We start from the raw sequence: 12,521 nt of genomic DNA, 5'->3' as shown, positions 1-12,521 counted from the left end.
TCCCTTGTGTATAAAATTAAAATTATGCTCTACAACTTCCAATTTTACTTAAAGAGTTTATTTTTTCAACTCTTTGCGTGTGTCTTCCCTCTTCAAATTCTGCTTTATCCCAAGCTTTTATTATAGCTTCAATCATACCTTCACCGCTAACTCTTTCACCTAGACAAATAACATTTGCATCGTTGTGTTTTCTAGCCATTCTTGCACTGTATTCATTGTGACAAAGTGCTGCTCTTATTCCATCAAATTTATTTGCGGCCATACTCATTCCAATTCCACTTCCACAAATCAAAATACCCATTGAACCACTATTTTCTAAAACTTTTTTACAAACTTTTGCTGCAAAATCAGGATAATCAACTCTATCTTTATTATATGGACCTAAATCTTCAACTTCATGTCCTCTTTGCTCAAATAAATCTTTTACAAATGCTTTTATTTCAATTCCAGCATGGTCAGCACCGATAAAATATTTCATTAATAAATTCCTTCCTCATGCTTAATTTCAGCTGTTATATCAATATCTTTTTCTAAACTTTCAACAGTTCTAAAAACTCTATCCCATCTAATTTTATAATCATCATCCCACGAAAAATAGATAAACCAAGGTTTCCCAACTATATATTTATAATGTACACTTCCCCAAAATCTTGAGTCATTTGAGTGGTCACGATTGTCTCCCATCATAAATGTTTCGTCTTCTGGTATAACAATTTCTTGCATATCAAATAGCTCTTTTGGAGCTACTAGATTTCTTGTAACATTTTGGTCATTATGAATTCCTTTATGCTCTTTTTCGTAAGGACTTACAACAAAAAGTTTTCCATTTGAATCAATAGTTTCATAATCTTTAAATTCAGTTTTTACAAACTCATTTCCCTCTTTTGGATGAAGATATAAAATTTTATTTTTTAAAAATATAGTATCACCACTTGTGGCAACTGCTCTTTTTACATAGTGAATGTCTGGATCGTGAGGATATCTAAATACTACAATATCACCTCTTTTTGGTCGCTCCCCTTCTATTAAATGACCATTTCCTTTAAAATCTGGTAAAACTTTTACTTCAATCCAAGGAATTGTAGGAGTTGGAACTCCATAAGCAAATTTTTTAACAAAAAGCATATCACCTATTAGAAGAGTATTTTTCATACTTCCACTTGGAATTACAAAGGCTTGAGCCACAAAAAATATAATTGTAAGTACAATTACTATTGTACCAGTCCAAGAAGATGACCAGTTATAAATTTTTTTTAACATCTATTTTGTTTCTCTTTTTTCTCTTAATTTTGCAGCTTTTATTGTATTTTTAAGCAACATTGCAATTGTCATGGGTCCTACTCCACCTGGAACTGGAGTTAAAAAAGAACATTTGTTTTTAAGTCCTTCAAAATCAGCATCACCTACAAGCTTACCAGTATCAAGTCTATTGATTCCAACATCAATTACAATTGCTTTATCTTTTACCATATCTTCTTTAAGTAAATAAGGAACTCCAACAGCAATAATTACAATATCAGCTCTTAAAGTGTGAGATTTTAAATCTTTTGTTCTACTATTACAAACAGTAACTGTTGCTTTTTTATTTATTAAAAGTGATGCCATAGGTTTTCCAACAATATCGCTACTTCCAATAACTACAACATCTTTTCCACTTAGTTCAATATTATGCTCTTCAAACATTCTCATAACACCAAATGGAGTTGCTGGTAAGAAAGAATCAAGATTAGAAACCATTCTTCCAACATTATATGGATGGAAACCATCAACATCTTTTAATGGATTTATAGCTTCTAAAACAGTTGTCGTATCTATATGTTTTGGAAGTGGAAGTTGTACTAAAATACCATCAAGTTTTGGGTTATTGTTCATCATATTTATAGTATCAAGTAACTCTTCTTGAGTTATGCTTTCTGGCATTTCATGCACAACTGAGTAAATTCCTGCATCTTTACAAGCTTTTGCCTTACTTGCAACATAAGTTGCACTTGCTGCATCATTTCCTACAAGAATAACTGCAAGTCCTGGAGTTATGTTTTTCTCTTTTACAATTTTAGTAACTTCAATTTTTACCTCTTCTTTTATCTTTGCTGATAGCGTTTTCCCATCTAGTAGTACCATGTTTTTTACCTTATAATTTAAGTTATTGATTTTTTTAGAGTAAATTGTATCTAAAATTGAATTAAAATATTTTTTAGTTTATTAGATGTTTTATCTTTACAAATTTAGCTTATATTTTAACCTAATATTTAGTAAATCTTAAATATAATCCGCGTTCAATTTAAAATTAAAACAAAGGACTAAAATGTTAGAGGGTATCGTAAGAGATAGTATAACTAAACCAGCTGTAAAGGCTTTAAGAAAAGATGGATATTTAATTGCAAATATCTATGGAAAAGGTCTTGAGAATATTTCTGCAGCATTCAAAAGAAATGAGTATATTAAGTTTTTAAAAAATAAAACTACACTAGCTTTTGATGTAAAAGTAGATGGAAAAGTTTTAAATGTAGTTGTAAAAGAGTACCAAAAATGTCCAATTACTTCTGATTTATTACATGTTGATTTAATGATTGCTCAAAAAGGTATTAGAGCTTCATATTTTATCCCAGTTGTAACAACAGGAAGTGCAAAAGGTCTTAAAAATAAAGGTCTTTTAATGCTACATACTAGAAAAATTCCAGTTAAATGTGCAATTGAAAATTTACCAAATAATATTACTTTAGATGTTACAAATTTGGATACAGGAGATAATATTCTTTTAAGAGATATTACACTTCCAGAGGGTGTTGATTGTTATTTAGACCAACGAGTTCCAATCGTTGGTATAATAAAAGCTAAATAATCAAAACATATGTATTTGATTGTTGGTCTTGGAAATATTGGTGATAAATACCAAAATACAAGACACAACATTGGATTTTTAGTCGTAGATTTTATGACTAAAAATCTAAATACAACTTCTATAAACAACTCAAATTTTCAATCAACTCTTTTAAAATCAGGATATAATCTATTTTCTAAACCAACTACATATATGAATAATTCAGGAATTGCTGTAAAAAATATTATGGATTATTACAAAGTTGATTTAGAAAATATTATTATTATTCATGATGATATAGATTTGCCTTTTGGAACTGTTAAGTTTAAAATAGGTGGTGGTCATGGTGGACACAATGGTTTGAAATCTCTTGATAGCCATATTACAAAAGAGTATATAAGGGTTAGAGTAGGAATTGGAAAACCAAAAGATAAAGAAGATGTTGCAAACTATGTTTTAAGTGATTTTAGTAAAACAGAGTTTGAAGAGTTAAATAACAAAATCATTCCACATGTTGCTTCTTGTGTTGAAGCTTTAAAGCAACTTAGTATTGATGAAGTTAAGGCTAAATTTACATTAAAGCAGTCTATATGAGTATTTTAACAAAATATATAATTGAAAAGTATCTTAAAAACTTTATTATCATTTTACTATCTTTGGAGATATTTTTTGTAGGAATTGACTTTTTACAAAATTTCAAATCTATACCTCAATCAGCAAATTTACAGTTGCTATATATCTTTTACAATGCATTTTTTACACTTACTTTAACTCTTCCTTTATCAATAGTTTTTGCTTGGATTTCAACTTTAATAACATTTATTAAAAATAATGAATATGTTGCATTTTACTCTTTAGGGGCTGGAAGAACAAATATATTTTTGCCTATATTGTCTTTAGGTTTAATATTTTTAGTTGTTTTAATATTTTTACAAATGACACCTTTGGCATACTCTTATGAACAAAAAAAGAAGATTTTAGACAATGAATACTTCTCAAGTACAAAAAGTGATATATTTTTGAAATATAATGATAATTTTGTATATTTCCAAAAGCTTTTTCCACTTGAAAAAAGAGCAGAAAATATACATATTTTTAAATTAGATGGAAAAGATGTTGTTGAAACTATTGTTGCACAAAAAGCATATTTTCAAAACAATAAATGGTATATTGTAGATGCAAAAATTACTACAAAACCAAAAGAGATTGATATGAACTCTAAACTCACAATAAAATATGAGAAATTTTTAAATACATTAGATGGTTTTCAGCCAAAGATATTGGACAATGTATATGAAGCAAGAAGTGACTCTTCACTGCTAGATGCAGTAAATGCTATGTTTTTATTAGAAAAACAAGGTGTAAACACTTCAAAAATAAGAGGGAATATATATAATCAGCTATTTGTTCCATTTTTTATAATACCACTACTTTTTTTGCTATTTGCATATAGTTCTTTAAATAGTAGATTTTTTAGATTAGGAATTTTTGTATCTTTTGGTATTTTTGGTACTTTAATTGTTTGGGGAGTTTTTTTCTTTTTATTTAAAATTACAAGTTCTGGCGTTTTAAATCCAGAGCTAGCTTTATTATTACCTTTGATTATTTGGTTTGCAATAGCCATGTATGTTTATCAATCTAGAATAAAAACTATATAGGATTTAAAATAATGAGTCATACAAAAACTTATGGAATAGTTCCATATATTGTAACAAAAAAAGGTGTTAAAATTCTTTTATGTTTGGATGTTGCAAGTGATGATAAATGGGGATGTTTAAAAGGTACAAAAGTAAAAAATGAGACTGCTTTTATGTGTGCAAAAAGAGAGTTTTTTGAAGAGAGTTCAATTTCTATTGATATTGAACTTTTTGAAGAGTACTTTGAACAGATAAATCAAGAAAAAGATATTGGAGTTTGGCTTGTAAACTCTTCAAATATTGAAGATATGGATAGATATTTTAATGGTAATACTTTAAAAAGTGAATATCTCTCTTGGGAAAACTCAAAAGTAAAATTCTTTTCATTAAAAAAACTTCCAAAAATAAAGTCAATGCAAAAAAAATTGGTATCACAAATTAAGGATTTTTTAGAAAGTAAGAATCTATTCCATTAGCAATACCATTTGCAAGTACTTGCTGATAATCTTTTTCATATAATCTTTTACTCTCAACAGGATGAGATATAAATCCTAACTCAATAAGAATAGAAGGCATTTGAGCACCAACTAAAACCCAAAATGGACCCTCTTTAACTCCAGTATCTTTTACATCTTTATATTTTGTTCTAGCTGCTTGCAAAAGTCCTGATTGAACATCTATTGCAAATTTATGAGAAGCTGTAATTCTTGGGCGGTTTAAGCTCTCTAAAAATACATTTTTTGAACTTTCACTCATCTCTCTAATATCATCTTTATTTTCTAAAGCAGCAACTCTTTTTGCTCTTTCACTTCTTGCTGGACTTAAGAAAAATGTCTCAATACCACTTGTGCTGCTAGCTTTCTCTTTTGGCATAGCATTTGTGTGTATAGATATAAAAAGATCAGCATTTTTCTCATTTGCCAAAATAGTTCTATCCATAACTTTTATAAATTTATCAGTTGATCTAGTCAAATATACTTTATATCCTCTTTGTTTTAGAATATTTTCAAGATATCTTGCTACTTCTAAATTTATAACTTTTTCATACTGTTTGTTTGGTCCAACAGCACCAACATCATCTCCACCATGTCCTGCATCTATAACTATTGTTTTATTTATAGAATTTTTTGATGTTGTATTTTGAGCTTGTTTTGAACTTGTAGTTGGAATATTAGATTTACTACTTGATTCAGTATTATTTTTAGGAATTTGTATTTTTTCACTTTGAGTTTCCAAAACTTCTATAATAATCTCATTTGATTTTAAAATGTATTTAATTTTAGGGTTGTTTTTATTTATTAATCTAATTTTTACACTATTTGTATTATCTGTAGTAATAACTTTATCTATGCTAGTTAATTTTAGTTTTGTAGGCTCAACATATTTGTATTTTCCAGTAATATCAAAAATATATTCAAAATTTCCATTTTGTTTAAGAGTAGAATACTTTAAATCTTTTTTTGATATTTTTTTATTAAATTTTACACTAATCAAATCTCCACTAGATGAAATAGAACGAATAGAATTTTTTAAATCAATCATATCTTCACTATTTGAACTGATTTTAGCTTCTGGTTTTGAAATCTCTTTTATTTGTTCATCTTTTTTTATTGATTGTTTGCTATTTATATCTATTATTAGTTGTCTTTTTGTTATTTTATAAGATGTATCTGGATTATTATTTCCTGAAACTACAATTCTTAAAACATCTGGTTGAAATTGTCCTATTGTAATTTGTTCTTCACCTTGAATTGATAACTTTGTAGCAAGAGCATCTTTGAAATAACCTTTTATATCAAAAACATCTCTATGTAAAGGAGAAGGTTTTAGTTCAAAAAATTTAATATCATCTTTTTTGATATCAACATTAAAATCAATTATTATTGAGTTATTTGAAGTTGTAACATTTTTTATAGAATATAAAACATTTGATTGTTTATTTTTTGATTGGTTATCATTTTTAGTATTCTTACTTTTGATATTTTTATCTAAAACAGATAATTTTTTTTCATCTGGTCTTATATCTTTGTTTAATTTTTTTCCTAGTTCAATAATTCTTTTTAAATCATCAATTTTTTGATTTTCATCTTTTCTAAGTGAAGATTTTAAAAACTCTATCCTTGCCTCTTTATACTGCTCTTCCAAGCTAGAGGCAAAAGATATATTGATAATAAGCGTAAGACATAGAAAGAATTTAGTTAAAATAACTACTCTCCTTTAGTTAATTTTTCCATTAATTCTTTAACAGAGATTATCTTATCAATTTTATATCCATTTGAACCAGAGAAAAATAGACCAGTATCTACATCACCTTTGTATGCAGCTCCAAGTCTATCAGCAATACAATAACCAACAATTTTTGCTTCAGTTCCACGATTACATGGAGCTACACAGTTTGAAATACATTGAACTTTTGGAGCTGTTTGGTTTTCTATTGAGAATTGAAGATTTGTTTTAACTCCACGTGCAGGAAGACCTACAGGAGAACTCATTAAGATAATATCTTCTTCTTTTGCATTTACTAAAACATCTTTGAATTTAGCATCTGCATCACACTCATTTGTTCCTATAAATCTAGTAGCCATTTGAACACCAGCACAACCTAAAGAGATAAATTTATCAATATCTTTTTTATCCCAAACTCCACCAGCTGCAATAACAGGAATATTCCCCCAGTTTTTAGCTTCTTCAATTACAGGAGTTACAATATTTTCTAGTTGAAACTCTTCTTTATAACAATCTTCATACTTAAACCCTTGATGACCACCACTTAAAGGTCCCTCAACAATTACAGCATCTGGAAGTTTGTTGTATCTTTGCCATTTTTTACAAATAAGCTTTAAAGCTCTTGCGCTTGAAACTATTGGAACCAATGCAACATCGGGAAAGTTTTTTGTAAATTCTGGCATATTTGTTGGAATTCCAGCTCCTGTAATTATTATATTAGCACCAGCTTCACATGCATCACGTACTACTCTTCCATAATCATTTATAGCATATAAAATATTACAAGCAAGTGGTGAATTTTCACAAATTTTTCTAGCATTATCGAATATCTCTTTTAGTGCATCTTTGCTATAAAAATTTAAAACCTCTTTTGGTTTATCTTTTTTCATAATAATATTTACTTTTGGGCTAAGCTTTTTATAGTATCCTGTACCAACTGCTGAAATTACTCCTAAACCACCTTCAAGACTAACATGTCCTGCTAATTGATCCCAGCTAATTCCAACACCCATACCACCTTGAATTATTGGATGTTTTATTTCATATTTTCCTATTTTCACAATTAGCCTCTTCTATTTTATTATTATTTTTGCAAAACTTTTTTTGCCTTTTTGCAAAATGTGTTCGCCAGATGTTAAGTTTATCTTATCATCACTTATTTTTTCTTGATTTATTGATACTGCATTAGATTTTATATCTCGTCTTGCTTGAGAAGTTGAATCAACTAAATTGCTATCAACCATAGCTTGGCAAATCCAAATTTCATTTTCAAATATAAACTCTGGCATATCAGTTGGAATATCTTTTTTAGCAAAAACTTTTTCAAATTCTAGCTTTGCATCAATCCCAGAACCAACACCATGAAATCTATCAACTATTTCAGCTGCTAAATCCTCTTTTACTTTTTTAGGGTGTAGAGTTCCATTTTCTACACCTTTTTTAATCTCTTCAATCTCTTTTAAGCTTTTACTTGAAAGAAGTTCAAAGTATCTCCACATAAGTTCATCTGAAATTGATAAAACTTTTCCAAACATATCAAAAGGCTCATCTGTAACACCAATATAGTTACCTAATGATTTTGACATCTTTTGCACACCATCAAGACCTTCAAGTATTGGCATCATTAAAACTGCTTGTTGTTTTTTACAGTTATATGCTTTTTGTAGAGTTCTTCCCATAAGTAAATTAAACTTTTGGTCAGTTCCTCCAAGCTCTACATCACTATTTAAAGCAATTGAGTCATAACCTTGAAGTAGGGGATATAAAAATTCATTTACAGCAATTGGAGTGTTTGAACTATATCTTTTTGAAAAATCATCACGCTCAAGCATTCTTGCAACTGTTAAATTTGAAGCTAGATTTATAAGTCCTGCTGTTCCAAGCTCATTTAACCAAGTACTATTAAAAACCACGTTTGTTTTTTTTGGGTCTAAGATTTTAAAAACTTGCTCTTTGTAAGTTTCAGCATTTAGTAGTACATCATCTCTACTTAAAACTTTTCTAGTTTCACTTTTTCCAGTTGGATCTCCAATAGTTGCAGTGAAATCTCCAATTAAAAATTGAACAATTCCACCATATTTTTGAAAAGTTGCTAGTTTTTGTATCAAAACTGTATGTCCTAGATGAATATCAGGAGCTGTTGGATCAAATCCTGCTTTTACATAGAAATTTTCACCTGTTTCAAAATATTTTTTTATTAATTTTGTAATAGCTTCAATATCAATAATTTCAGCTACGCCTCTTTGAATTTCGTCTATTGCTTCTTTTATTTTATTTTCCATATTCTATTAAACCTTTATTTATTATATGCGTCTTTTTTTGACATAAAATCTATAACTTTTATATTTTTTTCAACAATTTGTCTAACTTCATCTACATTTGAATTATTTATTTCAAACTCTATATCACAATACTGGATATATGAGTGTTTTTGTCTTCCAAAAGTACAAGCTAAGATATAAAAATCACTTTTAGAAAGATATGCTAAAACTTTTGCTAATTCACCTTTTGTATTTGGAATACTTATTAGCATCTTGTATTGAAAAACAGAGTTTTTTGCCCATTCACAATATAACATTTGTTCATTTTCTTTGATTTTAGAATAAGCTTTATCACACATTTTATGGTGAATTATTGCATTGTTAGATTTCCTAAATGCAATAATATCATCTCCAAATTTTGGGTGACAACAGTGATCAAATGATACAGAGTTTATATTAAAGTTCGAATAAATAAGCATATTGTCAAATTTAAACTCTTTTATTTTACTTGTGAAGATTTTAAATCTTCCCATAATCCCTTTCTCTTTTAATACTTTTTTTTCTACAATCTGTTTTGCATTTTTTAAAAAAGGTAAATTTGTTGGTACTTTATATAGACCTTTTACTGGATAATGTTCTAAAATATCAACATAATATCTTGAAAATATAGTATTTATAATATTTTTTCCAGCAAGCTCATCTATCTCTCTTTGTCTTTGCATGCATAGAAATTTTAACTGTTTTTTTGCTCTTGAAGTTTTTACCATATCTATCCAAGAACATCTTATAATTGCTTCATTTCCTAGTTCTATTTGTATAATATCTGTACTTTTTAAAACTGTTAAAAGAGGTTTTTTAATTTTATTTATATAGCAAGAAATTGCTTTTTTCCCGACATTTGTATGAACAGCAAATGCATAATCATAAGCAGTTGATCCAATAGGAAGAATAAAAACTTCACCTTTTGGAGAATAAACTATTATCTCATCGTTAAATAAGTTTTCTTTTGTTTCATTATAAAACTCTTCTATATTGTCATTAGAAAACTCTAAAGATTTTAACCAATTTAGATTTGAATTTGCTGCTGTTGATTGGCTAACTTTTTCACCATTTTTATATGCCCAATGTGCTGCTATTCCATACTCTGCAACACTATTCATATCAAAAGAACGAATCTGAATTTCATATATTTTTGAATTATAAAAAACTGTTGTATGAATAGTTTTGTATCCATTTTCTTTAGGTGTTGCTATATAATCTTTAAATCTTGAAACAAGCGGTTTAAATTCTAAATGAATATGTCCTAAGGCTTTATAGCAATCTATATCATTAGGAACTAATATTCTAATTGCAAAAAGATCAAGTACTTCTTCAATTGTAATACCTTTTCTTTGCATTTTTAAATATATTGAGTAGTGGTGTTTAATTCTTGAATAGATTTTTATATCATTTTCTTCAAAACCATTTTTCTCTAATAAATTTTTTGTAATAGCAATGAAAGTATTGAAACTAAGCTGTAGTGCTTGTTCACTTTCTTTTAAAAAATCATCAATTTTTTTATATTCATCTGGATAGATATAAAAAAATGCTAAATCTTCTAGCTCATTTTTAAGTGTTGAAATACCTAGCCTATTTGCAATTGGAACATAAACAACTAAAGTCTCTTCAGCTATTCTTCTTTGTTTATGTTGCGGTAAAACAGCAAGAGTAAGCATATTATGAAGTCTATCACAAAGTTTTACTATTAAAACTCTTGGATCATCAATTGATGCTATTAGCATTTTTCTAAACGTAAGTGCTGCTTGAACTATTTTTGTATCGCTTGAATCTTTTGAAGTGATAAAATTTTCTTCTCTAATATCTGCTACTTTTGTAAGACCTTTAACCATATTAGAGACATTTTTACCCCATTTTTCTTCAACGAATTCTAATGTAAAAGGTGTATCTTCTACAACATCGTGAAGAAGTGCAGTTGCAATAACATCTTCATCTTTTGAAAAAGTACTAGTTATTGTTGCTACTAAGATTGGATGAACCGAATAAGGTTCACCGCTTTTTCTAAATTGACCTTCATGAGCTTCGATAATAAAATCAATAATCTCATATAGTTTTGGGCTAATATCAATTTGCTTTTTAAGCTCGTTTATTGCCCCTTCAATTGTATTTACTAGTTGTAGCTCTTTGAAGAATAAATTCATAAAATCTACTAAGTAGAAATCTATTTTTTTTCAGTAAGACCGTTGATTTTTAGCAATCCACTTGCTATTTCATCAATTGCGATATCTGTATATTTCATTTTTTGAGTATTTTGGCTTAAAAGTGGTTTTGCACCTTTACTTAACTCATCAGCTCTTTGTCCAACTGCAATTGCTAGAATATATCTATCATTATCAACTTGTTTTAAAGCTCTTGAAATTCTCTCTTCTAATCTTTCCATTTTTTAATATCCTTTTTAAAATCTATTTTGAACTATTTAACTATAGAACATTTGCTATAATCGCCTTGTACAATTCTTAGCAAATTTCCTTTTTCATTCATATTTGTAACTGCAATTGGTAGTTTATTATCTTTTGCTAAAGCAATAGCAGTGTCATCCATAACTTTTATATGGTCTTCTAAAGCTCTATCGTAAGTTAGATTTTCCAATTTTACCGCATCTGGATATTTCATTGGGTCTTTATCATAAACTCCATTTACTTTTGTTGCTTTTATAAGTAAATCAGCACCAATTTCAGTTGCTCTTAGTGTTGCCCCAGTATCAGTAGTAAAATATGGATTTCCAGTTCCTGCACCAAATATTACAACTCTTCCTTTTTCAAAGTGTCTCATAGCTTTTCTTACAATAAAAGGCTCGGCTATCTCTTCCATTTTTATAGCAGTTTGCAATCTTGCACTCAAACCTTTGTATTCCAAAGCTTCTTGCATAGCAACACCATTTATTACAGTTCCTAGCATTCCCATATAATCTGCACTTGTTCTTTTAATAACACCATCAGCAGCAGCAGTAACACCACGAATAATATTTCCACCACCAATAACAATGGCAACTTCAACACCATATTCAACCAAAGTTTTAATCTCTTCAGCAATATAATCTAATATTTTTGTATCAATTCCATATCCTTCAGTTCCAGCCAATGCTTCGCCTGAGAACTTTACAAGAACTCTTTTAATCATCTATTTTATCCTTCAACAATTTTTGGATTCTATCTAAAATATAATTAACAAAAACTTAGTCTATTTTATTGAAGAGTTTGTTGTTGTAATAATAGTTTTTTGATTTTCTTTTTTTGATTTTTTTGGTTGGTAAAGCATATGATGCCATAGTGCAAAGCCACAAAAAGCAACACCTGCAATAATATGAGTATTTTTGGCAATTTTATTTTTCATAAACATTGAAGTTACAACAGTTGCACCCAAAGTTGCGCTCATTCCAATTTTTGCAACTTCTTTTTGAAGCTCTAAATCAAATTTTAGCTCTTTCATCTCTCTTTTTTCTTCTTTCATAAGTTTTTATAGTTTTATTTACAGTTTTAACTGTCAAAATACCTGTGATTAAAGTCGCTAATGGTAATA

The 12,521-nt window shown here is 28.4% G+C and carries 14 protein-coding genes; 4 read left to right on the top strand and 10 right to left on the bottom strand.

Translation table 11 applies throughout. The annotated features are described in order from the left end of the window. Positions 1–22: 22 nt before the first annotated feature. Genes rpiB through folD form a run of 3 tightly spaced genes read right to left on the bottom strand, consistent with a single transcriptional unit; the run spans position 23 to position 2,121 of the window. Positions 23–478, bottom strand: a complete 456-nt coding sequence (gene rpiB / locus CJ670_RS03200; protein WP_105914596.1) for a ribose 5-phosphate isomerase B — start codon at positions 476–478, stop codon at positions 23–25. After that, complete coding sequence (gene lepB / locus CJ670_RS03195) at positions 478–1,260, bottom strand: signal peptidase I (RefSeq protein ID WP_105938827.1); 783 nt, start codon at positions 1,258–1,260, stop codon at positions 478–480. The genes rpiB and lepB overlap by 1 nt, the downstream gene beginning before the upstream one ends. Further along, complete coding sequence (folD, locus tag CJ670_RS03190; protein WP_105938826.1) at positions 1,261–2,121, bottom strand: bifunctional methylenetetrahydrofolate dehydrogenase/methenyltetrahydrofolate cyclohydrolase FolD; 861 nt, start codon at positions 2,119–2,121, stop codon at positions 1,261–1,263. A gap of 184 nt (positions 2,122–2,305) precedes the next feature. Between folD and CJ670_RS03185 the strand changes: the two genes are divergently transcribed. The 4 genes from CJ670_RS03185 to CJ670_RS03170 are packed head-to-tail and all read left to right on the top strand — an operon-like array spanning position 2,306 to position 4,934. Beyond that, the gene (locus CJ670_RS03185; protein ID WP_105910861.1) at positions 2,306–2,842 is read left to right on the top strand and encodes a 50S ribosomal protein L25/general stress protein Ctc; all 537 of its coding nucleotides are present in this window, start codon (positions 2,306–2,308) and stop codon (positions 2,840–2,842) included. 9 nt (positions 2,843–2,851) lie between these two features. Then, positions 2,852–3,415, top strand: coding sequence for an aminoacyl-tRNA hydrolase (pth, locus tag CJ670_RS03180; protein WP_105910862.1), 564 nt, complete (start codon positions 2,852–2,854; stop codon positions 3,413–3,415). Then, positions 3,412–4,479 (top strand): LptF/LptG family permease, encoded by a 1,068-nt coding sequence (locus CJ670_RS03175; RefSeq protein ID WP_105938825.1) that lies wholly within the window; start codon positions 3,412–3,414, stop codon positions 4,477–4,479. The genes pth and CJ670_RS03175 overlap by 4 nt, the downstream gene beginning before the upstream one ends. Before the next feature lie 11 nt (positions 4,480–4,490). Then, positions 4,491–4,934, top strand: a complete 444-nt coding sequence (locus CJ670_RS03170; RefSeq protein WP_228154191.1) for an NUDIX hydrolase — start codon at positions 4,491–4,493, stop codon at positions 4,932–4,934. Here the strand turns inward: CJ670_RS03170 and CJ670_RS03165 are convergent. The 7 genes from CJ670_RS03165 to CJ670_RS03135 form a co-directional block, all read right to left on the bottom strand. Continuing rightward, the gene (locus tag CJ670_RS03165) at positions 4,897–6,603 is read right to left on the bottom strand and encodes an N-acetylmuramoyl-L-alanine amidase family protein (RefSeq protein WP_207763601.1); all 1,707 of its coding nucleotides are present in this window, start codon (positions 6,601–6,603) and stop codon (positions 4,897–4,899) included. The genes CJ670_RS03170 and CJ670_RS03165 overlap by 38 nt on opposite strands. A 62-nt stretch (positions 6,604–6,665) precedes the next feature. After that, positions 6,666–7,745, bottom strand: coding sequence for a nitronate monooxygenase (locus CJ670_RS03160; RefSeq protein WP_105938822.1), 1,080 nt, complete (start codon positions 7,743–7,745; stop codon positions 6,666–6,668). Between the two features lie 12 nt (positions 7,746–7,757). Then, positions 7,758–8,966, bottom strand: coding sequence for a tyrosine--tRNA ligase (tyrS, locus tag CJ670_RS03155; protein ID WP_105938821.1), 1,209 nt, complete (start codon positions 8,964–8,966; stop codon positions 7,758–7,760). 14 nt (positions 8,967–8,980) lie between these two features. Next, positions 8,981–11,143 carry a RelA/SpoT family protein gene (locus tag CJ670_RS03150; protein WP_105938820.1) on the bottom strand — a complete coding sequence of 721 codons (2,163 nt, stop codon included), beginning with the start codon at positions 11,141–11,143 and terminating at the stop codon, positions 8,981–8,983. 20 nt (positions 11,144–11,163) lie between these two features. Next, positions 11,164–11,382 carry a DNA-directed RNA polymerase subunit omega gene (locus CJ670_RS03145; protein WP_105910869.1) on the bottom strand — a complete coding sequence of 73 codons (219 nt, stop codon included), beginning with the start codon at positions 11,380–11,382 and terminating at the stop codon, positions 11,164–11,166. Between the two features lie 32 nt (positions 11,383–11,414). Then, positions 11,415–12,122, bottom strand: a complete 708-nt coding sequence (pyrH, locus tag CJ670_RS03140; protein WP_105910870.1) for a UMP kinase — start codon at positions 12,120–12,122, stop codon at positions 11,415–11,417. A 60-nt stretch (positions 12,123–12,182) separates the two neighbouring features. Next, positions 12,183–12,452, bottom strand: coding sequence for a hypothetical protein (locus tag CJ670_RS03135; protein ID WP_228154190.1), 270 nt, complete (start codon positions 12,450–12,452; stop codon positions 12,183–12,185). Between the last annotated feature and the right edge of the window lie 69 nt (positions 12,453–12,521).

This window comes from Arcobacter cryaerophilus gv. crypticus (assembly GCF_002993025.1).
In the GTDB taxonomy this organism is placed as follows: domain Bacteria; phylum Campylobacterota; class Campylobacteria; order Campylobacterales; family Arcobacteraceae; genus Aliarcobacter; species Aliarcobacter cryaerophilus_B.
This window is presented reverse-complemented; position numbering and strand designations above follow the sequence as displayed.

Excerpts from the sequence above, each read along its gene's own strand:
- folD (WP_105938826.1), bottom strand. The coding sequence starts at position 2,121 with ATGGTACTACTAGATGGGAAAACGCTATCAGCAAAGATAAAAGAAGAG.
- tyrS (WP_105938821.1), bottom strand. The coding sequence starts at position 8,966 with ATGGAAAATAAAATAAAAGAAGCAATAGACGAAATTCAAAGAGGCGTA.
- CJ670_RS03185 (WP_105910861.1), top strand. The coding sequence starts at position 2,306 with ATGTTAGAGGGTATCGTAAGAGATAGTATAACTAAACCAGCTGTAAAG.
- CJ670_RS03175 (WP_105938825.1), top strand. The coding sequence starts at position 3,412 with ATGAGTATTTTAACAAAATATATAATTGAAAAGTATCTTAAAAACTTT.
- CJ670_RS03145 (WP_105910869.1), bottom strand. The coding sequence starts at position 11,382 with ATGGAAAGATTAGAAGAGAGAATTTCAAGAGCTTTAAAACAAGTTGAT.
- pth (WP_105910862.1), top strand. The coding sequence starts at position 2,852 with ATGTATTTGATTGTTGGTCTTGGAAATATTGGTGATAAATACCAAAAT.
- rpiB (WP_105914596.1), bottom strand. The coding sequence starts at position 478 with ATGAAATATTTTATCGGTGCTGACCATGCTGGAATTGAAATAAAAGCA.
- CJ670_RS03170 (WP_228154191.1), top strand. The coding sequence starts at position 4,491 with ATGAGTCATACAAAAACTTATGGAATAGTTCCATATATTGTAACAAAA.
- CJ670_RS03150 (WP_105938820.1), bottom strand. The coding sequence starts at position 11,143 with ATGAATTTATTCTTCAAAGAGCTACAACTAGTAAATACAATTGAAGGG.
- pyrH (WP_105910870.1), bottom strand. The coding sequence starts at position 12,122 with ATGATTAAAAGAGTTCTTGTAAAGTTCTCAGGCGAAGCATTGGCTGGA.
- lepB (WP_105938827.1), bottom strand. The coding sequence starts at position 1,260 with ATGTTAAAAAAAATTTATAACTGGTCATCTTCTTGGACTGGTACAATA.
- CJ670_RS03135 (WP_228154190.1), bottom strand. The coding sequence starts at position 12,452 with ATGAAAGAAGAAAAAAGAGAGATGAAAGAGCTAAAATTTGATTTAGAG.